At 45.5% G+C, this 22,089-nt stretch carries 24 protein-coding genes; 6 read left to right on the top strand and 18 right to left on the bottom strand.

Annotation, left to right across the window (positions count from 1 at the left end; translation table 11 throughout):
* The first annotated feature begins 102 nt into the window (after nucleotides 1-102).
* A complete protein-coding gene (barA, locus tag OCU87_RS02625) occupies nucleotides 103-2,883 on the top strand; it encodes a two-component sensor histidine kinase BarA (protein WP_094958326.1) in 2,781 nt (926 codons plus the stop codon).
* 68 nt (nucleotides 2,884-2,951) lie between these two features.
* On the opposite strand, the gene acpS is transcribed toward barA, so the two are convergent.
* The 11 genes from acpS to rpoE form a co-directional block, all read right to left on the bottom strand.
* Nucleotides 2,952-3,335, bottom strand: a complete 384-nt coding sequence (gene acpS / locus OCU87_RS02620) for a holo-ACP synthase (RefSeq protein ID WP_062692783.1) — start codon at nucleotides 3,333-3,335, stop codon at nucleotides 2,952-2,954.
* A complete protein-coding gene (gene pdxJ / locus OCU87_RS02615; RefSeq protein ID WP_062692785.1) occupies nucleotides 3,335-4,066 on the bottom strand; it encodes a pyridoxine 5'-phosphate synthase in 732 nt (243 codons plus the stop codon). Before pdxJ ends, acpS begins: the two co-directional genes overlap by 1 nt.
* A complete protein-coding gene (gene recO / locus OCU87_RS02610; RefSeq protein ID WP_261857782.1) occupies nucleotides 4,063-4,773 on the bottom strand; it encodes a DNA repair protein RecO in 711 nt (236 codons plus the stop codon). The genes pdxJ and recO overlap by 4 nt, the downstream gene beginning before the upstream one ends.
* Before the next feature lie 8 nt (nucleotides 4,774-4,781).
* Nucleotides 4,782-5,687 (bottom strand): GTPase Era, encoded by a 906-nt coding sequence (era, locus tag OCU87_RS02605; protein WP_094957472.1) that lies wholly within the window; start codon nucleotides 5,685-5,687, stop codon nucleotides 4,782-4,784.
* Complete coding sequence (gene rnc / locus OCU87_RS02600; protein ID WP_062692787.1) at nucleotides 5,684-6,358, bottom strand: ribonuclease III; 675 nt, start codon at nucleotides 6,356-6,358, stop codon at nucleotides 5,684-5,686. Before rnc ends, era begins: the two co-directional genes overlap by 4 nt.
* Nucleotides 6,359-6,368: 10 nt before the next feature.
* A complete protein-coding gene (gene lepB, locus OCU87_RS02595) occupies nucleotides 6,369-7,268 on the bottom strand; it encodes a signal peptidase I (protein WP_261857781.1) in 900 nt (299 codons plus the stop codon).
* Nucleotides 7,269-7,458: 190 nt separating this feature from the next.
* Nucleotides 7,459-9,255, bottom strand: coding sequence for a translation elongation factor 4 (gene lepA, locus OCU87_RS02590; protein WP_062692788.1), 1,797 nt, complete (start codon nucleotides 9,253-9,255; stop codon nucleotides 7,459-7,461).
* Between the two features lie 76 nt (nucleotides 9,256-9,331).
* Complete coding sequence (locus OCU87_RS02585; protein ID WP_261857780.1) at nucleotides 9,332-9,829, bottom strand: SoxR reducing system RseC family protein; 498 nt, start codon at nucleotides 9,827-9,829, stop codon at nucleotides 9,332-9,334.
* Nucleotides 9,826-10,815, bottom strand: a complete 990-nt coding sequence (gene rseB, locus OCU87_RS02580; RefSeq protein ID WP_062692792.1) for a sigma-E factor regulatory protein RseB — start codon at nucleotides 10,813-10,815, stop codon at nucleotides 9,826-9,828. Before rseB ends, OCU87_RS02585 begins: the two co-directional genes overlap by 4 nt.
* Before the next feature lie 57 nt (nucleotides 10,816-10,872).
* Entirely contained in the window at nucleotides 10,873-11,547 is a 675-nt protein-coding gene (locus OCU87_RS02575) for an RseA family anti-sigma factor (RefSeq protein ID WP_062692831.1), read from the bottom strand.
* 23 nt (nucleotides 11,548-11,570) lie between these two features.
* Entirely contained in the window at nucleotides 11,571-12,149 is a 579-nt protein-coding gene (gene rpoE, locus OCU87_RS02570; RefSeq protein WP_062692794.1) for an RNA polymerase sigma factor RpoE, read from the bottom strand.
* Between the two features lie 540 nt (nucleotides 12,150-12,689).
* Here rpoE and nadB point away from each other — a divergent pair.
* Nucleotides 12,690-14,309 (top strand): L-aspartate oxidase, encoded by a 1,620-nt coding sequence (nadB, locus tag OCU87_RS02565; protein ID WP_094957470.1) that lies wholly within the window; start codon nucleotides 12,690-12,692, stop codon nucleotides 14,307-14,309.
* Nucleotides 14,310-14,437: 128 nt separating this feature from the next.
* On the opposite strand, the gene OCU87_RS02560 is transcribed toward nadB, so the two are convergent.
* From OCU87_RS02560 to OCU87_RS02550, 3 genes are all read right to left on the bottom strand, one after another.
* Nucleotides 14,438-16,264, bottom strand: coding sequence for a methyl-accepting chemotaxis protein (locus OCU87_RS02560; RefSeq protein ID WP_261857779.1), 1,827 nt, complete (start codon nucleotides 16,262-16,264; stop codon nucleotides 14,438-14,440).
* Between the two features lie 166 nt (nucleotides 16,265-16,430).
* Nucleotides 16,431-16,886 (bottom strand): protein YgfX, encoded by a 456-nt coding sequence (locus tag OCU87_RS02555; RefSeq protein ID WP_261857778.1) that lies wholly within the window; start codon nucleotides 16,884-16,886, stop codon nucleotides 16,431-16,433.
* Entirely contained in the window at nucleotides 16,855-17,115 is a 261-nt protein-coding gene (locus tag OCU87_RS02550) for an FAD assembly factor SdhE (RefSeq protein ID WP_062692799.1), read from the bottom strand. Before OCU87_RS02550 ends, OCU87_RS02555 begins: the two co-directional genes overlap by 32 nt.
* A gap of 235 nt (nucleotides 17,116-17,350) precedes the next feature.
* Here OCU87_RS02550 and ygfZ point away from each other — a divergent pair, with 235 nt between their 5' ends.
* From ygfZ to OCU87_RS02535, 3 genes are read left to right on the top strand one after another with little or no spacing between them, the layout of a single operon-like run.
* Entirely contained in the window at nucleotides 17,351-18,331 is a 981-nt protein-coding gene (ygfZ, locus tag OCU87_RS02545) for a tRNA-modifying protein YgfZ (RefSeq protein WP_261857777.1), read from the top strand.
* A 4-nt stretch (nucleotides 18,332-18,335) separates the two neighbouring features.
* Nucleotides 18,336-18,812, top strand: a complete 477-nt coding sequence (locus OCU87_RS02540) for an aminoacyl-tRNA deacylase (protein ID WP_189337876.1) — start codon at nucleotides 18,336-18,338, stop codon at nucleotides 18,810-18,812.
* A 41-nt stretch (nucleotides 18,813-18,853) separates the two neighbouring features.
* Nucleotides 18,854-19,795, top strand: a complete 942-nt coding sequence (locus OCU87_RS02535; protein ID WP_261857776.1) for a LysR substrate-binding domain-containing protein — start codon at nucleotides 18,854-18,856, stop codon at nucleotides 19,793-19,795.
* Nucleotides 19,796-19,819: 24 nt separating this feature from the next.
* Here the strand turns inward: OCU87_RS02535 and nqrM are convergent, their stop codons facing one another.
* From nqrM to OCU87_RS02520, 3 genes are all read right to left on the bottom strand, one after another.
* Nucleotides 19,820-20,026, bottom strand: coding sequence for a (Na+)-NQR maturation NqrM (gene nqrM / locus OCU87_RS02530; RefSeq protein ID WP_062692802.1), 207 nt, complete (start codon nucleotides 20,024-20,026; stop codon nucleotides 19,820-19,822).
* A gap of 12 nt (nucleotides 20,027-20,038) precedes the next feature.
* Nucleotides 20,039-20,506 (bottom strand): NifB/NifX family molybdenum-iron cluster-binding protein, encoded by a 468-nt coding sequence (locus tag OCU87_RS02525; protein ID WP_062692804.1) that lies wholly within the window; start codon nucleotides 20,504-20,506, stop codon nucleotides 20,039-20,041.
* Nucleotides 20,507-20,578: 72 nt separating this feature from the next.
* A complete protein-coding gene (locus OCU87_RS02520) occupies nucleotides 20,579-20,899 on the bottom strand; it encodes a DUF134 domain-containing protein (RefSeq protein WP_062692805.1) in 321 nt (106 codons plus the stop codon).
* Nucleotides 20,900-21,363: 464 nt separating this feature from the next.
* Here OCU87_RS02520 and OCU87_RS02515 point away from each other — a divergent pair, with 464 nt between their 5' ends.
* On the top strand, nucleotides 21,364-21,564 hold the full coding sequence (locus OCU87_RS02515) for a DUF1107 domain-containing protein (protein ID WP_048900570.1): 201 nt from the start codon (nucleotides 21,364-21,366) through the stop codon (nucleotides 21,562-21,564).
* Nucleotides 21,565-21,661: 97 nt separating this feature from the next.
* Here OCU87_RS02515 and gcvH read toward each other — a convergent pair whose 3' ends face one another.
* Nucleotides 21,662-22,054, bottom strand: a complete 393-nt coding sequence (gene gcvH / locus OCU87_RS02510; RefSeq protein ID WP_261857775.1) for a glycine cleavage system protein GcvH — start codon at nucleotides 22,052-22,054, stop codon at nucleotides 21,662-21,664.
* Nucleotides 22,055-22,089: the final 35 nt, after the last annotated feature.

Genomic DNA, 22,089 nt, shown 5'->3' with positions numbered 1-22,089 from the left:
TCAGACATTGAGAATTTGTCGAATGGCCTGACTTTCTTTAAGCTAGGCCACTGATGGATACTAATTCTCCCATAGAATCGCTTTCTTGTAATTAAGAGAACCATGACCAAATATGGACTTCGTGCCAGGGTCTTCACCCTGACATTAGCACCAACGCTGATTATCGGCCTGTTATTAAGCGCTTTTTTCACTATGAGCCGCTATCAGGACCTTGAACATCAACTTGTCTCTACCGGCGCAAGCATTATTGAGCCGCTGGCCATTTCAACCGAATTTGGTATGACCAAAGATAACCGAGAAGCCGTACGTCGGTTAATTGGCTACGCCCATCGAAAACACTCTCAAATTATACGCAGTATTGCGGTATTCGATGCCAACAACGAATTGTTTGTTACCTCAAACTTTCATCGTAATTTCGAAGCCTTGATGTACCCAGACGATGAGCCGATCCCGTTACTCTTAGATACACGCCTCAATGAAAATTCGATGATATTGCGAGCACCAATCATCAGCGAAGGTCAGTTTGGTCAGCTATCAGGTATCGAAGGCCAAGAACGCACGCTGGGCTATATTGCGTTAGAACTCGATTTAAGCAGCCTGCGCTTACAGCAATACCAAGAAGTATTTACCGCTTTAATGGTGCTATTACTTGGGCTGACATTGTCTTGTTTGTTTGCATATCGATTGATGCAAGATGTCACCCGCCCTATATCACATATGGTAAGCGTAGTTGACCGTATCCGCCGTGGTCACTTGGATGTGCGTATCGAAGGGCAACTATTGGGTGAACTCGATACCTTGAAAAACGGTATCAATGCCATGGCTATTTCACTGGCGGAATACCATATCGAAATGCAGCAAAGCATCGATCAGGCCACCTCAGATCTACGTGAAACGCTTGAACAGCTAGAGATTCAGAACGTTGAGCTCGATATTGCGAAAAAACGCGCTCAAGAAGCGGCACGAGTGAAGTCGGAATTTTTGGCCAACATGTCGCATGAGCTGCGTACACCACTTAATGGTGTCATTGGTTTTACCCGCCAAATGCTTAAAACCCGTTTAAGTTCGAGCCAGCAAGATTACTTACAGACCATTGAAAAATCGGCTAATAATCTACTCACGATCATCAATGACATTCTCGATTTCTCGAAACTTGAAGCTGGTAAGTTGTTGCTTGAAAATATTCCGTTCGATTTTACCGAATCACTTGATGAGGTCATGCGTCTACTGGCACCAAACGCCCACGAAAAAGGGCTAGAGCTGACGTTAAAGATCGACAATCGTATTCCTGCGGGATTAATTGGTGACCCACTGCGTATTCAGCAAGTACTGACGAACCTCATTGGTAACGCAGTAAAATTCACCGAGCGCGGTAACATTGATGTCTCGGTGGAACTCAAAGCTGATAAAGAAGAAAACGTCGAACTGCAATTCATTGTTCGTGATACCGGTATTGGCATTTCTGAGCGCCAGCAAGCTCAGCTATTCCAAGCATTTAGCCAAGCCGATGCCAGTATTTCACGCCGCTATGGTGGTACGGGATTAGGTCTAGTTATCACTCAAAAACTGGTCACCCAAATGGGTGGTGAAATCAGCTTAACCAGCCGCTTGCACCAAGGGTCGACGTTCTGGTTCAGCTTACGTCTAATGAAAACTGATTTGCCAGTTTCACAGCCAATAGACACTGAAGCTCTGATCGGTAAAAAACTCCTGCTGATCGAGCCAAACATGCAGGCAGCGTCCGTAACGCAGCAACGCTTGATTAATGCTGGCCTGCAAGTCACCTATCGCTCGACTATGCCTGAAGATATCGAGCCGCATCAGTTTGCCCTGTTAAGCCTCTCTCCGGGTGAACAACCTCCGATTGCGACTCTGCTTGATAATGTGTTCAAAGCCGAGCAGGTGGCAGACAAAGTTATTGTGAGCTTACCTGCTACAGAGTTGGCACTCTCAGAGCGCTTACTGGCAGCGGGCGTATCAGCTTGTCTCGGTAAACCATTAGCACAGCGTAAATTGTTTGAGGCGCTCGCAGGCAGCAATGATTTATTGCTAGAGCCAGAAGCCATATTACTGTCTGAGCCAACGCAAACCATTTTGCCATTAACTGTCATGGCCGTTGATGATAATCCTGCCAACCTTAAACTGATTTCAGCCCTATTGAGTGAGCGTGTAGAAACAGTTATAACCGCAACCGGTGGCCGTAAGGCGGTGGAATATGCCCACCAGAAAGCCTTTGATTTAGTATTTATGGATATTCAAATGCCTGAAATGGACGGGGTTACCGCCTGTGAGGAGATCCATAAGACTGAACTAAACCACCATACGCCAGTGATTGCTGTAACAGCACATGCGATGGCTGGTGAGCGGGAACGTCTTATCAAGGCTGGTATGGATGACTACCTCACCAAACCTATTGAAGAACATATCTTGCAGCAAATATTGTCAAAATGGACTCATCCAGACGATCAATCAACAGACAATGAGGTTGAAGACGCAATCTTCACACCGATCGAAAAACAGCAGGAAGAAGCCTCGCAGTATGACAACAGTATCAGCTGGGATTGGACCTTAGCCTTAAAGCAAGCAGCAGGCAAAGAGGATCTCGCCAAAGACATGTTACAAATGCTGCTCGATTACATGCCGGAAGTCGAAATGTTGGTAAATGAAGCACTCGACGGCAAAGAGATTGAGCTATGGCCGTCAATTCACAAATTGCATGGTAGCTGTGCATACAGCGGAGTACCGCGCTTGAAATCCTTGTGCCATACCATTGAAACTCAGCTAAAAGCCAATGCGAAACAAGATGATATTGAGCCTGAACTATTAGAGCTTATCGATGAAATGAATAATGTGGTTAAAGCATCAAAAGAGTATCGTCACTAATACCGTCACGCTAATATTACGACCATAAAAAGGAGAGCCTCGGCTCTCCTTTTTCATTACTTTACGGTTTAGCTTTCTAGGATCACTGTAGCAACGGCGTATCGCCTTTCATCCGCAATCGTCAAATGAACATGATTTACGCCCATTGCCGCGGCTAATTCCGCCGCCTTGCCCGATAAGGTTAAGACAGGTTTACCCAAATCATCATTGGTCACCGTGAAGTCTTGGAAGCTAACACCACACGCAATACCAGTCCCCAATGCTTTAGAAGCCGCTTCTTTCACCGCAAAGCGCTTAGCTAAGTAACGTCCTTTAAGCTTTAGTGCATGAAACGCAGCCAGCTCTGACGGCACTAGAACACGTTCAGCAAAAGCCTCACCCGTACGACGAGTTAATACTTTTTCGACCCGCTCTATTTCCGCGATGTCCGTCCCTAAGCCAAGGATAGCCATTACTTACGCGCTTCTTGCATGATAGCGCGCATATCCGCAACGGCTTTATTTAAGCCATCAAACATTGCTCGTCCCATAATTGAATGACCAATGTTCAACTCGTAAATTTCAGGCAGTGCTGCTAACGGTTTTACGTTGTGGTATGTCAAACCATGGCCTGCATTCACTTTAATGCCTAAACCATCAGCATAACTTGCAGCAGCAGCAATACGTTTAAGTTCAGCTTGCTGCTCTTCTTCTGTTTTTGCATCGGCATAGTGGCCAGTGTGAAGCTCAATATACGGCGCACCACACGCAAGCGAGGCATCAATTTGGGTACGATCAGCATCAATAAATAGCGAGACTTTAATACCCGCAGCCGTCAGTTTCGCTGTTGCTGCTTTGATTTTGTCCAGCTGACCAGCCACATCTAAACCACCTTCAGTGGTCAATTCTTCGCGTTTTTCAGGTACTAAACAAACGAATTCAGGTTGGGTCTTAAGCGCAATATCAACCATCTCATCGGTTACGGCCATTTCAAGGTTCATACGTGTTTGAATGGTCTCACGCAAAATACGGACATCACGATCATTAATATGACGACGATCTTCACGAAGGTGAATCGTAATACCATCAGCACCTGCACGCTCAGCGACTTCCGCAGCATGCACAGGATCAGGGTAACGTGTGCCACGCGCGTTACGCAGAGTTGCCACATGATCGATATTGACGCCGAGTAGTATATTGTTCATTTTCCGGTACTCCTTGATCGAGGGATAAACAGTTCCCTACTTTTTAATGGTTTCCCGCCAAGATAAGGTTTTAAGGCAATACGTGTAAAGCGTTTTGCCGCCCGAAGCTGATCTGGGCTGGTAAAGTGACGTGCAGAAATCGCTTTGAGTTGATTCCCTGTAAACGTCAATTGATTGGTCATCATTGACGCAATAAAGCCTCGCTGCTCACGGTAGTTATAGGTCATACCGTCCTCAACAGATAAACCACTCCCCGCACAGTGCAGAAAATCGATACCGTAACCAAGGTGATTTAATAGGGCTAATTCAAAACGTCGTAATGCAGGTTCTGGGTTATCCGCTTGTGCCAATTCACGTAGCACATTCAGGTAATCCAGAAACAACACTGGATAGGGGGTATTTGTTTCCAGTACACGAGCGATAAGTTCATTAACATAAAGCGCTGAATATAGGATGTAGCCGCGCATAGGCAGGCTGATAGAGATGGGCTCAGCTTGGGTCAAAATGGGCATGGTGCCGCGCCCCGTCCATTTCATAAATAACGGAGTAAAAGGCTGAAGTGCGCCTTTGAGGTTGGAGCGTTTACGCCGTGCACCTTTCGCCAATAAAGTAAGACGGCCGTAATCCTCGCTAAAAACATCAAGGATCAGGCTCGTCTCACTGTAAGGACGAGAGTGAAGGACAAAACACCGTTGTAGCCCTTCCATAGCGTCCCTTATAGGTCGTCGATGTAACCTAGGCTGCGCAATGCACGTTCGTCATCAGCCCAACCAGATTTCACTTTAACCCACAGTTCTAAGTACACTTTACGTTCGAACAGGTCTTCCATATCAATACGGGCTTCACGGCCGATGACTTTCATCTTCTCGCCATTTTTACCGATCACCATTTTCTTCTGGCCTTTACGCTCAACCAGAATCAAGCCATTGATATCAAAACCGTTGGTACGTGGGTTGAAATCGAAACGTTCGATTTCTACCGTCACCGAATACGGCAGTTCTTCACCCAAGAAACGCATCAGTTTTTCACGAATGATTTCAGAGGCCATAAAACGCTGAGAACGGTCAGTAACATAATCTTCAGGGAAGTAATACTCACCTTCAGGAATATGGTCACGAACAATTTTTTCTACCGCTTCAACGTTAGTACCGCTTTTCGCTGAAATAGGCACAACATCCACAAAGTCCATTTTTTTAGACAATGCATCAAGATGTGGGAATAAATCGCCTTTTTCTTTAACGTTATCAACTTTGTTGATCAATAGTACTGTTGGCAACTCACTTTTCTTAAGCTTGTTCAGTACCATTTCGTCATCAGCTGTCCATACTGTACCGTCAACCAAAAACAGTACTAGTTCAACATCAGTCAAAGAACTACTTGCCGCACGGTTCATCAAACGGTTGATCGTACGCTTCTCTTCAATGTGAAGGCCAGGAGTATCGATAAACACCGCTTGGTAACCGTCACGGGTATCGACACCCATAATACGGTGGCGCGTTGTTTGAGGTTTACGTGAGGTAATCGAAAGCTTCTGCCCAACCAAACGGTTAAGTAGCGTCGATTTACCAACGTTCGGTCGGCCTACAATGGCTATAAAGCCGCAATGTTGCTTCTCTGTCATGATTCCAACTGCTTAAGAGCAAATTCTGCTGCTGCCTGCTCTGCCTTGCGCCGACTGCCGCCTTTACCGATCACAGGTTTGTCCAAACCTGTTACTTCACACTGTACAGTAAATTCTTGGTTATGAGCTTCACCATGAACCTTAGTTACTGTATATGCTGGCAGTGGCAAACGACGCCCCTGTAAGCACTCTTGCAAGCGTGTTTTAGGATCTTTCTGGTTAATACCCGGCTCGATAGTATCAAGACGAGATTGGTACCAGCTTAAAATAATGCCGCGAACAACTTCGATATCGCTATCTAAGTAAACCGCACCGATGATCGCTTCTACACAGTCAGCCAAAATTGAATCACGACGGTAACCGCCACTCTTCAATTCACCAGGGCCAAGTAGTAAGTGGTCGCCTAAATCAAACTCACGACCAAGCTCAGCCAGCGTTTTACCGCGAACGAGCGTAGCACGCATACGGCTCATATCACCTTCATCCACATGTGGGAAACGGTGGTATAAATCATCCGCAATAACAAAGCTCAAAATCGAATCGCCTAGGAACTCTAAACGTTCATTATGCGTACCATTGGCGCTACGGTGCGTCATCGCCAAGGTCATTAGTTCTAAATTGTTAAATTGGTACCCCAGCTTACGCTGAAGTCTATTTGCTGGAGATGTCATTTTATCTCGATCAGTTTATGCCACCGACACGACTAAATCGTACGTCGGTAGGAATCCAAGAAGGTAGTGCACTGTCTGCACCTCGTTCAAACTCAAAGCTGATCCAGATCCCGACCGCCTTGCCCACTAGGTTCGCTTCTGGTACGAATCCCCAGTAGCGGCTGTCAGCACTATTATCGCGGTTATCACCCATTACAAAATACTGGTCTTCAGGTACAACCCACTCGCTCACGCCTGGGCGTGGTTGATACGCTAATGTGCGATCACGTTTGAGAGGGTGAATCAAAATTTGGTGTTCAACGTCACCAAGTTTTTCATTAAATTGAACCAACTGTGTCATGCCTTGCTGAAATTCACTATCAACCATATTGGTCAATGGCACAGGCAGGCAATCCGATGTACCTTTAGCAGCAATACAAACTTGTTTGTTCGCACTGTAGCGAACAGTATCACCAGGCAAACCGACAACACGTTTAATGTAATCGATGTTTGGTTGAGGGGGGTACTTAAATACCACCACATCGCCACGCTCAGGTTCACCGTTTTCTACCAACTTGTGGCGGAATACAGGATCACGCAAACCGTAGCTAAATTTCTCAACCAGAATAAAATCCCCTACGAGTAACGTCGGCATCATTGAACCGGATGGGATCTGGAACGGCTCATAAATAAATGAGCGAAACACCATTATTAGTGCGATAACCGGGAAAAGCGAAGCAGTTTGCTCGACCCATACCGGTTGTGGTGCAACAGAATTAAGAACTTCAGCATCTATCTCATCGCCCGCATTGGCAGCAGCCGCATCAATTTTCAATTGACGTTTTGGTGCCCAGACAAACTTATCCAATGCCCAAACGATACCGGTAACCAAGGTTGCCAATACCAGAATTAACGAAAAAACATTTGCCATTATAATCCCTAATAGTTGAACCCACTTTGCGAACTCGCAAAGTAAAACAGTGAGTAAGCCCCGTAATTTTGCAGCCTTACTCAACAGTAAAGAGAAAGCGCAAGTTTAAACATCTTAAACTCAGACTTTCTCTTTTAATTAATAAAAACCGTCAGTTAACACCATTGCTGGCAAGGTGTCATCTGGATTTCTATTTATCTTTACCCACGTGCAAAATAGCAAGGAAGGCTTCTTGAGGCAGTTCTACGTTACCAATCTGCTTCATTCGCTTCTTACCGTCTTTCTGCTTTTGCAGGAGTTTTTTCTTACGACTGATATCACCACCGTAACATTTCGCGATTACGTTTTTACGTAATTGCTTAACCGTTGCGCGGGCAATGATCATACCGCCAATGGCAGCTTGAATCGCAATATCAAACATTTGACGAGGAATGAATTCCTTCATCTTGTCGACTAAATCACGACCACGACCATTTGCGTTGTCTTTGTGCGTAATAATCGCCAGTGCATCAACACGCTCGCCGTTGATCATGACATCAACACGTACCATGTTCGATGGTTCGTAGCGTTGGAAGTTGTAATCCAGTGATGCATAACCACGGGATGTTGACTTCAAGCGGTCGAAGAAATCAAGTACCACTTCAGACATCGGAAGATCGTAAGTTAGTGCAACTTGGTTACCGTGGTAAACCATATCAACTTGAACACCGCGCTTCTCGATACACAAAGTAATGACGTTACCTAGGTATTCAGCTGGCACTAAGATATTACAACGTGCAATTGGCTCACCGATGGTTTCGATATCGTTCACGGCTGGCAGTTTCGATGGGCTATCAACCAGTAGCGTTTCGCCACGTGTTGTTTCCACTTGATAAACTACCGTCGGTGCCGTCGTGATCAGTGCAAGATCGTATTCACGCTCTAGACGTTCCTGAATAATTTCCATGTGCAACATGCCAAGGAAACCACAACGGAAACCAAAGCCAAGTGCTGATGAACTTTCTGGTTCATAGAACAATGACGCATCGTTCAGGCTTAGCTTGCCCAATGCATCACGGAAGTTCTCATAGTCATCAGAAGAGACAGGGAACAAACCCGCGTAAACCTGAGGCTTCACTTTCTGGAAGCCAGGTAGCGCTTTTTCGCAGCCATCTTTAGCCAGTGTAATGGTATCACCAACAGGTGCACCTAGGATGTCTTTAATACCACATACAACCCAACCTACTTCGCCTGTATTTAGCTCAGTGGTGTCAATTTGTTTTGGTGTAAAGATACCCAGACGATCAACGCCCCACACTTGACCTGTGCTCATCATTTTGATTTTAGCATTTTTCTTCAGTGAGCCATTTTTAACTCGAACTAAAGAAACAATGCCTAAATAGTTATCAAACCATGAGTCAATGATCAGCGCTTGTAGCGGCGCATCAGGATCACCTTCAGGTGCTGGAATCGCAGTGACGATGTTCTCAAGAACATCATCTACCCCAACACCGGTTTTCGCTGAACAACGAGTCGCTTCTAGCGCATCGATACCAACGATATCTTCAATTTCTTCTGCTACACGCTCAGGATCAGCAGCTGGAAGGTCAATCTTATTCAAGATTGGCACTACTTCCAGATCCATTTCCATCGCGGTGTAACAGTTTGCTAGTGTTTGAGCTTCTACGCCCTGACCAGCATCGACCACCAGCAATGCACCTTCACAGGCAGCAAGTGAACGCGAAACTTCGTATGAGAAGTCAACGTGTCCTGGGGTGTCGATAAAGTTTAATTGATAGGTTTCACCGTCTTTCGCTGTGTAATCCAGCGTCACACTTTGTGCTTTGATGGTGATACCGCGTTCGCGTTCAAGATCCATGGAATCCAAAACCTGAGCAGCCATTTCACGATCGGAAAGGCCACCACAGACTTGAATCAAGCGGTCGGATAGGGTCGACTTACCATGGTCGATATGTGCAATAATCGAAAAATTACGAATGTGCTTCATGAATTGACGTGACTAACTCGTGATTAAATGAATGGGATCTCGCGATCAAGTTGACGGATTCTACCGAATTTCCCGCCTAGTCGCTATCCTTGCTTGCGGCATTTATTACGCTATCGTTGGATATTTGAGCCCCTAGCACCCGAATTAAGCTCGGAGTGTAAGCTGACTGCCCTTCAATACGCTTAGCAATATGGCGCGCAATAACCAAACCCAGTGCCGCACAGGCACCAGCCATCGCTATCACCCCCAGTTCACTGCTGGCCGCTAAATCAACAAAGACCCACTGGCCAATAATAGTGCCCACTATTAAGAAGAGTAGCGGAAGTAAATAAACCAGCAAGGCGGAACTCAACATACTTTGTTCTGCCAAGCCAATTTCAACCACATCACCGACAGCAATGGACTCTTGGGTTTTAATTGTCAGTTGATGCGCACGGCCGGGTATCGCTTTAGATACAATACCCGTCCCGCAGCTATCGCGTGAGGCACAATGCCCACAACTGGTTAGCTGCTGGCAGCTAACGGTAATTGCGTTGCTTTCAACTGCAATTACCGTTGCTAAAGATCGCATCATTGGACTTTTTCCGCTTTCGCTGGAGGCTGCGCTGTAAAGGCAACGGATTCAGCAACACGACGCGCTGTTGCGGGTGGGATATCGCCAACAACCGTGACTTCAACGTTGCCTTTCATGTAGCTATGCAATGTTCTTCGCCCTTGACGTACTAACTGCTCACGTACAGTAAAGCCATCGGCTTCACCCACATAAATTGAGAAGCTAAATAAGCCATCACTGAACATTTTGCTTTCAACCGGACGCTCTGTCATTAACAAGCGATGACGGTTACGAGAAACCGATTCAAAACCTTGCGGTAACCACTTCACCTGCCAACCCAGTTCAGCTTGCGGTTGTGGCGGTAATTGCACCACGACAGGTCGCTCAACCGATACCAAACGTTTCTTTAGCACTTCGCTAATTTTGGGATTCACCACGAACGATACCGCACGGTATTGCTCTAAAGGCTCACCATCACGATCCAGAAGATCGGCGCGCATCACTAAATTGCTGTGGGTCGCAACCCATAGCAAATACGAATAACGAGTACCATCTTTAGGCGCAATGCGCACGACATCACAAGCAACGCCCGCTTCACGCGCACGCCCCATAGAGATGAAGTCATAGTTTGCCGCTAGTTCTTCAACATCAACTTTCATCATAGGTGGCAAAGGTGCCACCATTTTGTTGCTGTCGATGGTAAATGCATCCAACCCAGGCTCAAAGTAACTGACTTCGCTACCACGCTGGATCACCTCCCGAGGAGGACCACTTAAATACACTAGCTGAGCAAAGGTTTCGCCATCGATTTGCGCATGGCTATACCGTAATGGCTCAATGCTGTTTTTCTTAATAAGAATGTACGACAACTCATAGCTAAGTTCGCGACTTGCTACGTCCATCTGATGCAACAAAGCCTCCGCGGAAGAAACAGGTTCTTCTGCGGAGGCTTGCCATGGCATCATCAGGCTGACCAGTGTCGCCGCACCGACCAGAAATTTTTTCATGTATCCGCCATCAATATTGCAGTAACTCACCGTGGCTTGTTACTGCTTCAATCTGAATTACTGAGCATTCAACAATGAACGATCAATGCTGCCGTCTTCAGCATTAAGGCGTAACTGCAATTCGTAATCTTGCAGCATGGCATTAATACGACGACGTTGCTCCATAATCTGAGCTTCGCTTGGACCATTGTTGTGTGCTGTTCTAACGCTATCACGCGTTAAGCTTACGGGCTCAGCTGTACCTGAAAATGGGACTGTTGATAAAACTGACAGCTGTGAATCTGATGATGCCATCTCGATAGAGGCTCCATCATCGCCACCATTGTATTGTTGTACACCAACAATCACCGCTAACGATACACCAGCAGCCATCGCGACTTGACCAAACTGGGTTAACCAATGAGGTAAGGTACGACGCGCTTCGCGTGGGCTTGGTTGAGATTCAGGGATCTCGCGAACCGTATTCAAATCGACAACAGGCGCAATATCATCTTGCGTATCAACCATCACGTCAGCACCTGTATGGGCTGGCTCAGCTTCTAGCGCCAACGCAACACTCCCTGCAATATTCCATTCTTTGCATTGAGGTGCATCACCTCGCATGACATCACCAATAAGGTTGAAGTCTTGCCAGGCTTGCTCGCTTTCTGTATCGACTGTCAGCGCATTTATAATGCTCTGATCTAAATCTTCGCCATCTAATAACGCCGAAATTTTTTCTTTATCAGCCATTTTTTTCACCGTTTGGCTCAACATTAATGTTGCATCAAAGGACGGATGCGTTTTTCGACCGCGTCTCGCGCTCGGAAAATACGTGAACGTACAGTACCAACAGGACACCCCATTACCTCAGCAATTTCCTCGTAACTTAGACCATCCAGTTCACGTAACGAGATTGCAGTTTTGAGGTCATCAGGTAGTCCTTCAATCGTACTAAACACAACCTGCTTTAATTCTTCAGACAACATATGGTTCTCAGGGTTCGATATTTCTTTCAACGCACTGCCACTTTCATAGTATTCCGCATCTTCTGCATCTACATCGAAAGCCGGCGGACGACGCCCCTGAGCCACTAAATAATTCTTCGCAGTATTAACGGCAATACGGTAAAGCCATGTGTAAAAAGCACTTTCACCACGAAATGTCGGTAATGCTCGGTACGCTTTAATAAACGCTTCCTGCGCCACGTCGGGCACATCACCAGAGTTACTGACATAACGGGAAACTAAATTACACACCTTATTTTGGTACTTAACGACCAATAAATTAAAGGCTTGCTTGTCACCGCGTTGTACTCGCTCAATTAATACCTGATCAGTTTGCTGCTCGCTCATTCGAGCGGTTACTCCTATATCTGTCTTGCACTCGTGCATCACTTTATTAACCTCAAGTGAATACCAATACTTCTACGTTGTCCCACATGAGTTTCAGCGCAAAGGCTAAACTTTCTATCAACCCTAACCACACTGGCACGCGGCAATATAAAAGCATTTTATAACATGAGCACAATTTAAGACTTGCTGAACTAGGTAAAGTTCCCAAAGATAAAAAATAATTTCTCTACAATAATGCGCGATTTTTTTATCACGGTGGCGCAAAATACCACCAGTATACAAGGTTACGCCGCCGAAGAATCATCTCAGCTCAAGATTATTCGATGATAAGCATCATTCATTATAAAGATGCAGCAGGCACAAGCTAAAAAATGGAACGCAATACCATGTGAGCTTTCTCACGCTGAATAACAATGCGGTTAACAACTTAACTCGCTTATGGTTTGACGGCAATTCCACCACAATGAATGTGGTTTGATTCACATAGTTACGCATATTGGTATACCATTATGCGGATTGCCACAGGGATATGAAATTAATATGAACGAAATTCGCGAACATCAGTGCGATGTGCTCGTTATTGGTAGTGGAGCTGCTGGTTTATCGCTGGCATTACGCTTAGCGCCACTTGGCAAAGTTATCGTGCTTAGCAAAGGACCTCGCAGCGAAGGAGCGACGTATTACGCTCAAGGCGGAATTGCCGCCGTTTTCGACGAGTCAGACAGTATTGAGTCACATGTTGAAGACACGCAAATTGCAGGGGCACACCTTTGTGATGAAGATGTAGTTCATTTTATTGCTGAAAATGCAAAAGAATGTGTACAGTGGCTAATAGATGGTGGTGTTCCATTTGATCAGGAAGAATCAGATGATGAACAACCTCGCTATCACCTCACTCGAGAAGGCGGCCACAGTCACCGTCGAATTCTTCATGCCGCAGATGCAACTGGCATGGCAGTACAAAACTCACTGCAAGAAAATGTCTTGAACCATCCCAATATTGATGTGCTAGAACGCCATAACGCACTGGATATTATTACCAACCAAAAACTCGGTAATACCGATGAGCCAAACCGTATTTTAGGGGCTTACATCTGGAACCGCGATATTGAAGCGGTGGAAACCGTGCGGGCCAAATTTGTGGTACTCGCAACAGGTGGTGCATCGAAAGTATACCAATACACCTCGAACCCAGATGTATCATCGGGCGATGGTATTGCGATGGCATGGCGAGCGGGCTGTCGAGTTGCCAATTTAGAGTTTAATCAATTTCACCCAACCTGTTTATTCCACCCCGATGCGCGCAACTATTTATTGACGGAAGCACTTCGTGGTGAAGGGGCATATTTACGTCGCCCTGATGGCAGCCGTTTCATGCTGGATTTCGACCCTGAACGCGCAGAATTAGCCCCTCGAGATGTGGTCGCACGTGCTATCGACTACGAAATGAAGCGCTTAGGTGCAGACTGCATGTACCTCGATATTAGCCATAAACCTGCAGAGTTTGTCACTAAACACTTTCCGACTATCTATGACAAGTTGCTGACCTTTGGAATCGATATCACCAAAGAGCCGATCCCTATTGTACCTGCAGCCCACTACACCTGTGGCGGTGTGATGGTCGATAAAGAAGGTCGTACCGATTTGGATGGCTTATATGCCATTGGTGAAGTCAGCTATACCGGCTTACATGGTGCCAACCGCATGGCATCTAACTCGCTACTCGAATGCGTGGTGTATGCATGGGCAGCAGCTGAAAGTATCACCAAAAAATTTAATGATGTCGCACTCCCCGATCACTTACCGCGCTGGGATGAAAGCCAAGTAAACTGTTCAGATGAAGAAGTCGTCATTCAGCATAACTGGCATGAGCTTCGTCTCTTTATGTGGGATTACGTTGGCATTGTGCGTTCAACCAAACGCCTAGAGCGAGCGATGCGCCGCATCCAGCTACTCAAGCAAGAAATACATGAATACTACAGCGAGTTCCGTGTTTCGAATAACCTACTTGAGCTGCGTAATTTGGTCCAAGTTGCCGAGTTAATGGTACGCTGTGCTATGGAGCGAAAAGAAAGTCGCGGTTTACACTATACCTTGGATTATCCTGAAGTAGATACCGAGGCGAAGCCGACAATTCTAACCCCAGATCAACCTTGCTAAAGCTGATTAGTTAGTCACATTAAAAAGCCCAGTTCATGCTGTGAACTGGGCTTTTTTATGCTGTGCGATTACTCCGCTTTAATGACAACTAGACATAAGCTGCAATGGCCGTCGTAGATGTTTAATCGTTAGGCCTGGTACTGGGCAATGGCTTTCGCTAAGCCTTGCGCCTGATCCGCGACAGCGTTGGCTGCTTGTGCATTTTCGTGTGAAACTTCCGCGTTCGACATCGTAATATCACGGATCACTGTTACATTTTGTGCCACTTCATTAGACACATGAGATTGCTGCTCTACCGCCGTTGCAATCTGTGTACTGGTATCCATAATCGCTTGCATATCACCCATAATTTGGCTGATTTTTTGTTCTGCGCTATCTACTTGCTCAACGCTCATATCACCCTGTTCACGGCAACGACTAATGTGAGAGACCACTTGTTCTGTTTGCCCTTGCAGCGAGCCAATAATCGTAGTGATTTCTTCTGTCGACTGACGCGTACGCAGTGCTAACGTTCGCACCTCATCGGCTACCACGGCAAAACCGCGTCCTTGTTCCCCCGCACGCGCGGCTTCAATCGCAGCATTCAGTGCCAACAAGTTGGTTTGCTCTGCTATACCCTTAATCACATCCAGCACTGAACCAATGTTGTCAGATAAGCCCGATAAATTGGCAATTTCATCACTGGTCTGCGCTAAATCATCCGACAACTGACGAATACGCGCTTTGGTTGCATTCACTTCTTGTAAGCCTTCAGCTGCCCCCGCGTGGCTACTATGTGCATTACCTGCGGCAGTTTCTGTATTCATCGCAATATCACGAATGGTAACGCCCATCTCTGTCACTGCTGTAGCCACTGAGTCCGTTTCAGCTTGCTGCTGCGCCATCGACGTTTCCGTATCACGACTACGGCGTTGTAATTGCTCCGAGGCAGCTCCTAACTCAGTGATCGCCCCTTGCACATCGCTCACTAATCGACGTAACCCGGTAAGCAAATAATTAAAGTTAACGGCCATATCACTGATTTCATCGTTACCTTGTTCATCAGCACGGCGAGTTAAATCATGGCTTGCCGCTATATCCGTCATCAGGTTACTCATCGCACTGATCCGTTGCTGAATTGACTGGCTGATAAACATGGAAAGTGCCAATAACGCAGCAATCACTATCATTACCGAAACAAGCGTGATCGTCATGATGCTTTGACGCTGGCTGTCACCAACCTTACGCAATTGCTGCGACATCTCATTGAATGCTTGCTCAAGTTGATGTGACTGTTGACGAATATCGCCGCGTAGACCTGATTTATGATCTAACCCGATAACCTTATTCTGCGCGAGCACCTGCTCAAGCGCGGCATTAAATGCCACTAAGGGTGCTTTTACACGAGCGCCAACTAACGCAAGTTCTTGCTGGTATGCCGCTTGATAATCTTGGAAATACGCTAAATGTTGAGTTGCAGTAAACAGCTTCGCATCTTGAATGATAGAGAAGATCGCTTGGGAATCCAGCTGACGAGAAGCCGCTTTTTGCAACGTTTCTGCCGCTTGTTCGAACGTTAAATTCAATCCTTGCTGCGACGTTAACCCTAACACTTGATAGCCAGAAATCACCGCCATCATGCCTTGTTGGTAGCTTTGAATATATTGCGGCAAGGTATTCATCTGAGCAAGATGGAGATCCAGCCCTGTCACGCTCAAATTTAAGCTCGTTAGCTGCTGCTCAAATAATGCCGTATTTTTATTGAATGTCTCTTGATACTTCATATCAAAACGCGCGAGAAAGTCTTTTTCATTTCGGCGCAAATTCAATAATGTCACTTCCAGTTCACTCACAGTCAGTGTTGCTTTATCAATAGCAGCTACACGTTCATTGGCAAACCAACTCAATGTTAATGATAACAATAAGGCACTAACGGAGATCCCCGTTAAGCCCAATAGCTTATGTTTTATTTTCACGGCAATGGTCCTTTAAAAAACTTAAATTCATTATTGATATAATTGTTATAAGTAGCTTTATCGGCCATAACACCTCAAGGTTTAACGTTATTTAAATGCCACCTCGCGCGACACGGCTTAAGAGGTTAGCTCTAGATATAGTCATGGAGTTTGATATGCAACTACCCTATTTAGAGTTGATAATACTGCGGGTATAAAGAGATAGAGTGCGAAAGTCATCGCCATGGCAACAATCTCGACTAATGACAAAATATCGCTCTTTCTTGCGTCGGGATTGATGCGAAGGAAATGTCACAGAAATAACGATGAGATAACTTGTTTGTAATGGGATCTTCGTCAATTGACCTGATTGGAGGTATTCACCCTTTTGCCAACGAATATCGCCATTTTCATTGATCTGTAAACAGCCCCGTTGCTGCCACATCGTGTGTATGTGAGATAACCATTCAGTCAGTAACACATCAATAAAAAAAGCGATGAGCAAAAAAGCCGTCATTGAGCCGCTAGCCGCGACACAAAGAAAAATAGCCACGCATGCATAAAGAATATGCAGCGCAGCTATTTGAAATGTAGAAGGTGAAATCGAAAGATTAACGAAGTTTGCTGTCGTTAAGGGCAACAATTTTATCCACCATCGCAGCATGAGCCGCATTTTCACTACGCCCTTGCTTCATTACCCACATAAATAAATCAGGATCATCACACGTTAGCAAAGAGATAAAATCGCGTTGCTCTTGTTCTGGTAATTCATCAAAGCACTCTTCAAAAAACGGCATAATAATGACATCTAATTCAAGCATTCCGCGGCGACAAGCCCATTTAACGCGTGCTTTTTCATCTGCACTGATCATGTTCAACCTCAATGTTCAACTTGGTTGTTAATTTTAGCGATATAGTATCAGTCACTAATAGCCGCTACTATGCGCAAAGACAAGCAATCTGCCAAGATGAGAGCTGCATCTGATCGATAGCTGACAAATCTCCCTTAGCCCATTACCATAGCAACATATACTTCATTATTGTGATTACGTCCGCCAGCCAAAGTGCTGTTGCCTAACGTGGTTACCCAAACTGTGGATACGCCTTATGAGCACTTGGTCAACTACCTTACACTTTGAACATCTTCCAGTAGCTAGCAGCGATACTCTGCCGACTTTATCACTGATCGATCTGTCTGATTGGTCACTCGTTACTTTAGTGGGCGATGACAAAAAATCATACTTACAAGGTCAAGTAACCTGTGATGTAGTCACACTCGATCCTGCGCATTCAACATTCGGTGCTCACTGTGATGCCAAAGGTAAAATGCGTACTATTTTCCGTATTTTCCACCACCAGCAAGGATATGCCTTACTGCAACGAAAAAGCATCATGGCAACCCAACTGCCTGAGCTAAAAAAATACGCCGTGTTCTCAAAGGTAGATATTGAAGAAGGTCAGGATGTACTACTTGGCCTATGCGGCGAAAATGCCCAAACCGTTATCGATCAACACTTCCCAGGCAGTGATGATGTACGTGCATTTGAAGGTGGAACTGCCGTTAAAGTAGACGCGCAACGTTGGTTAATCGCCGTCGCTGCCGATCATGCAGACACACTTGCCACTCAACTGGCAAATAACGCCCAACTCGCGACAACAAGCTTGTGGGATCTTTACGATATAAAAGCGGCATTCCCTCGTATTGAAGCGGCCACAGAACTTGAATTTATTCCACAAGCGATGAACTTGCACGCCGTTGGCGGTATCAGCTTCAAAAAAGGCTGTTATGTCGGTCAAGAAACGGTTGCTCGCGCCAAATACCGTGGCACTAATAAGCGTGCCATGTACCAACTACAAGGTGCTAGCGAGCAATGTCCACAAGCGGGTGATGTATTAGAGCGCAGCGTAGGCGAAAACTGGCGTAAAGGGGGGACTGTCATTGCGGGTTATCAATTTTCAGATAACCAAGCGATCACCTTAGTGGTACTACCTAATGATCTTGATGAAGGTACGCAGTTCCGATTAGCGGAACACCCAGAAGCATTATGGACAGTTCAAGCTTTACCTTACTCGTTGGATGATGAATAACAGCATGTCGACTTTAGTTACACAAACCGCTGTTATTCAGTTACTTGAAGATGAAGGCGTGGAATACCGCCTTTTACCACACAGTAAGCCAGCAAAAACCATAGAAGAAGCCGCTCAAGAACGTGGCGTTGATCCTCAGCAAATGGTGAAATCCATTTTATTACGCGATATGAGTGGGTTTCATGTATTAGCCTGCGTACCAGGGCCTGCGCAAGTGGATCCCAAAAAAGTCCGTGATATTTTTGGCTGTCGCCGCATGACCTGCGCCGATGCAACCGATGTTGAAAAAGTCACAGGGTTAGTCATTGGTACCGTCGCGCCTATTGGCCTTAAAAATCCATTACCTCTAATATTCGATCAAAGTATTCAGCAACACGAGTTGGTCAATATTAGTAGTGGTGACCGTATGGCAGGGGTTGAGCTGAGCACCGATGATCTGTTGATCTTGTGTGATCCTATGATGGCTGATATTTGTCGTTAAGCACCATAAGCCATGGCAGCTAAATTAAATAAAGGGAAGTCATGAAAGCGATTAATTGGCGAGGCGTGGATCTTAATTTATTAGTCGCGTTTTCAGCACTGATGGAGCACCGTAGTGTCACCCGCGCAGCCGATAAGTTATCGATAGGCCAATCCGCGATGAGCCATAACTTATCTCGTTTACGCCAGCTGTTAGGCGACCCTTTATTTGAACGTCAGGGGCACCTTATGGTGCCTACTGCTCGCGCCTTAGATCTTGCGCCAACTGTCGATACTATTTTGGCAATGATCACCAATCAAGTTTTGCAGCCAGAACGTTTCGTACCAGACGATTACACAGGCACCTTTACTATCGGCTTAACGGATTATGCTGAAATGCTGTTTGCACCAGTCTTATTCGATACTTTGCAGCAGCTCGCCCCCCAGTGCCACCTCAGTTTTTGTAATATTGATCGACACAATTACCTTAACGCTTTTAACGATCGTCATGTCGATATCGTCATTGGCTCTATGGTTGCCAATAACAAAGAATTAGACAGCCAATACTTATATACCGAAGATCACGTTTGTCTGTTTGATAGTGCAGCGACAGGATTAACGACGCCAGTGAGTTTAGCGCGTTATATCACGACACCACATGCTCTGGTATCGCCAGATGGGATATTGTGTAGCGGCATTGATAAACAGCTCGCCGATCAGGGTTTTCAACGTCATATCGCGCTGGGATCGCGTAACTTCTTAACCATCCGTCATTTATTAACGGGTCGTAATTTGATTTGCGTAGTCTCTCGCTTAATGGCACAGCTCGATATATTCAACGATGATCTGACACAATGCCCACCACCCGTCGACATTGCTGATTTTGATATTAATTTGCTGTGGCAACGCCGTAATACCGAACATCCAAAACTCACTTGGTTACGCCAAGTCGTGAAAGAAACCGTTACCAAACGCGTCCATGCGCTTCGGCATTCTTCTCACTAACGGAGATAACCCATAATCACGGTTTTATTGGGCTGAAGGCTTAGTTGTTGGTTCTTGAATTTGATAAAGTTTGTGAGTATCACACACCTCTTCACAGTCACACTCTTTATCAATCCCTACGTTGGCTAAGCCACCACAACTACCCGCGATTGTTTTTTTCTTTACGATCCAGCCAATCGCCATTGCAGCAATCACACATAAAAAAACTGCTAGCGTTAATAAATACGTCATAACTTGCGCCTCTTATTTCAGCTTAATACCACTAAGACCCGATAAACGCGTCATGGTATTCATCATCATGCCAATTTTAGGCGCTGCTGCTTTCTTCGTTCCACACCCGCAACCACAATCGCCCTTTTCACGCTTACAAGGTCGCCCTTGCTCCGCTTCCGTCAAATTCAATTTATGTGCGGTACCCGCTAATACATCACCAATCGAGGTACGCGCTGCGACTTGGCTAACGACAAAGCCCGCACTGAGTAAGCGTGCCAACGAACGTTGACCAATACTGCCTAATACAATTTCTTGTACACCCAGTTCACCAAAGCGGCGTTGTAGCTGCTTTTTATGCTTACAGCCCACGGCTTTACTGCCGCTATTCGTCATGCGCTCAACCAATTGGCCTTGGGCATCATATACGGCAAATTCAGGGGCTTTACCAAAGTGGCCCGCTACATTATTTGCAGCATTCACGGCTATTGCTTTTATCATATCGTGATTCTCTCTGATTCAATTTTATTCGTTAACATTTACTTGTTAATACTTTTCTTTACTGATAACGGCTTATTTATTAATAGATTTCTTTTCAGCTAACGGCGTTGATTGCGATGCTGATTGCAGCTCTAACGCCATACCTTCTACTAAGGCTTGCGCTATTTTCTTTCGCGCAGAGACCAAAATATTACCTAAGGTTTGGCGAGAGACTCCCAGCTGTTCTGCTGCGGGTTGCTGCTGTAATCCAATAAAATCAACGAGGCGAATGGCTTCAATCTCATCAGCCGCAAGCTGATGATGTGACAGCTCCGACATTGGAACCCCATTGGGTTTAAAGCAACTATACGCAGGGCGGCAACCGATACGGCGTGCAAGTTTAGGTCGAGCCATCGTACTCTCTTTCGTTTTTGGCATATGCTATAAACATATTATTGGCGTATGCCAATAACTCTGTATTGATCCAAAACAAATCAACTGCTAATACCAGTCGCTGATAACAGCACAAAACACTAAATATAAATGACGAACAAAGCTGAGCTGTTCAAACATTAAACAAGCAAAAGAATCAATAAGCATAAATAAGCTTATAAAATGACAAAGTAAGTGTTTTTAATTCCTTTTAAAACAATAGCTAAGCTTTAAGTAATATGCAGAGACAAGAATTTATTCACCAATACTATGCTTTGATGAGAAACCCACCACAGCAGAGTAATTCACTGCTTATGCAAATATGAGCAAATCAATAGACCAATCAATAGGAAATAATCGAGGCGTTATGCTGATAACATCACAAAAATGAAATGCGTGTTGTTTTATAATGGCACTGTTCAAGACCAATGGAAGGTTAGGTTTTTATGCGAATGTTCAAACGTTACATGCCAAAGCTTGTCGCAAAGCACGTTAGTCGTTTATTCAGCGGCCGAGTTTACATAGATGGCCGTGGCGGTTATGAATTTAACAATGGATTGTTATTAGTACCGGTAAAGGCAGAACAGCGTCATTACCAAACCGTGAATGAGGTGAATCAGGAAATCCGCCGTATTCGCGTGTACTAACAGGAACATGTTCGATTATTGAAGCCCACGTGTAAGTGGGCTTTTTTGTGCTCATCGCATGACAGTCTGAGGCTATAGAAGCGGCTCCTGAGTATGTCTATTCTGAATCAGAGATGAGGTCTTGATAGCGTTCAGCATCCAACAGCTCGTCAAGCTCCTCTTCATCATCGCACTTCAATTTAAACAACCAGCCATCGCCATATGGATCACTGTTAACGAGCTCAGGGGATCCCTCTAGATCTTCATTGGTTTCCACAACTATGCCCGTTAAGGGAGCATAAATGTCAGAGGCCGCTTTCACTGATTCGGCGACAGCACACTCTTCTCCCACATCGGTTGCGGCATCAATTTCAGGTAAGTCCACAAATACCATGTCTCCCAACAAAGACTGGGCATGATCAGTCAGCCCGATGGTATACACACCGTCGCCTTCATCGCGGATCCATTCGTGCGTATTGGTAAAGCGTAGTTCAGATGGTACATAACTCATTGTTTACATCCTTATGAAAAACAGCTCGTCGCCCA

The organism is Photobacterium sanguinicancri, from assembly GCF_024346675.1.
GTDB classification, from domain to species: domain Bacteria; phylum Pseudomonadota; class Gammaproteobacteria; order Enterobacterales; family Vibrionaceae; genus Photobacterium; species Photobacterium sanguinicancri.
The sequence above is the reverse complement of the archived record's forward strand: the minus strand, read 5'-3'. Positions and strand labels throughout refer to the sequence as shown.

What these genes read in the sequence shown, in the direction of transcription:
- barA (WP_094958326.1), top strand. Translation starts at nt 103, where the DNA reads ATGACCAAATATGGACTTCGTGCCAGGGTCTTCACCCTGACATTAGCA.
- acpS (WP_062692783.1), bottom strand. Translation starts at nt 3,335, where the DNA reads ATGGCTATCCTTGGCTTAGGGACGGACATCGCGGAAATAGAGCGGGTC.
- pdxJ (WP_062692785.1), bottom strand. Translation starts at nt 4,066, where the DNA reads ATGAACAATATACTACTCGGCGTCAATATCGATCATGTGGCAACTCTG.
- recO (WP_261857782.1), bottom strand. Translation starts at nt 4,773, where the DNA reads ATGGAAGGGCTACAACGGTGTTTTGTCCTTCACTCTCGTCCTTACAGT.
- era (WP_094957472.1), bottom strand. Translation starts at nt 5,687, where the DNA reads ATGACAGAGAAGCAACATTGCGGCTTTATAGCCATTGTAGGCCGACCG.
- rnc (WP_062692787.1), bottom strand. Translation starts at nt 6,358, where the DNA reads ATGACATCTCCAGCAAATAGACTTCAGCGTAAGCTGGGGTACCAATTT.
- lepB (WP_261857781.1), bottom strand. Translation starts at nt 7,268, where the DNA reads ATGGCAAATGTTTTTTCGTTAATTCTGGTATTGGCAACCTTGGTTACC.
- lepA (WP_062692788.1), bottom strand. Translation starts at nt 9,255, where the DNA reads ATGAAGCACATTCGTAATTTTTCGATTATTGCACATATCGACCATGGT.
- OCU87_RS02585 (WP_261857780.1), bottom strand. Translation starts at nt 9,829, where the DNA reads ATGATGCGATCTTTAGCAACGGTAATTGCAGTTGAAAGCAACGCAATT.
- rseB (WP_062692792.1), bottom strand. Translation starts at nt 10,815, where the DNA reads ATGAAAAAATTTCTGGTCGGTGCGGCGACACTGGTCAGCCTGATGATG.
- OCU87_RS02575 (WP_062692831.1), bottom strand. Translation starts at nt 11,547, where the DNA reads ATGGCTGATAAAGAAAAAATTTCGGCGTTATTAGATGGCGAAGATTTA.
- rpoE (WP_062692794.1), bottom strand. Translation starts at nt 12,149, where the DNA reads ATGAGCGAGCAGCAAACTGATCAGGTATTAATTGAGCGAGTACAACGC.
- nadB (WP_094957470.1), top strand. Translation starts at nt 12,690, where the DNA reads ATGAACGAAATTCGCGAACATCAGTGCGATGTGCTCGTTATTGGTAGT.
- OCU87_RS02550 (WP_062692799.1), bottom strand. Translation starts at nt 17,115, where the DNA reads ATGATCAGTGCAGATGAAAAAGCACGCGTTAAATGGGCTTGTCGCCGC.
- ygfZ (WP_261857777.1), top strand. Translation starts at nt 17,351, where the DNA reads ATGAGCACTTGGTCAACTACCTTACACTTTGAACATCTTCCAGTAGCT.
- OCU87_RS02540 (WP_189337876.1), top strand. Translation starts at nt 18,336, where the DNA reads ATGTCGACTTTAGTTACACAAACCGCTGTTATTCAGTTACTTGAAGAT.
- OCU87_RS02535 (WP_261857776.1), top strand. Translation starts at nt 18,854, where the DNA reads ATGAAAGCGATTAATTGGCGAGGCGTGGATCTTAATTTATTAGTCGCG.
- nqrM (WP_062692802.1), bottom strand. Translation starts at nt 20,026, where the DNA reads ATGACGTATTTATTAACGCTAGCAGTTTTTTTATGTGTGATTGCTGCA.
- OCU87_RS02525 (WP_062692804.1), bottom strand. Translation starts at nt 20,506, where the DNA reads ATGATAAAAGCAATAGCCGTGAATGCTGCAAATAATGTAGCGGGCCAC.
- OCU87_RS02520 (WP_062692805.1), bottom strand. Translation starts at nt 20,899, where the DNA reads ATGGCTCGACCTAAACTTGCACGCCGTATCGGTTGCCGCCCTGCGTAT.
- OCU87_RS02515 (WP_048900570.1), top strand. Translation starts at nt 21,364, where the DNA reads ATGCGAATGTTCAAACGTTACATGCCAAAGCTTGTCGCAAAGCACGTT.
- gcvH (WP_261857775.1), bottom strand. Translation starts at nt 22,054, where the DNA reads ATGAGTTATGTACCATCTGAACTACGCTTTACCAATACGCACGAATGG.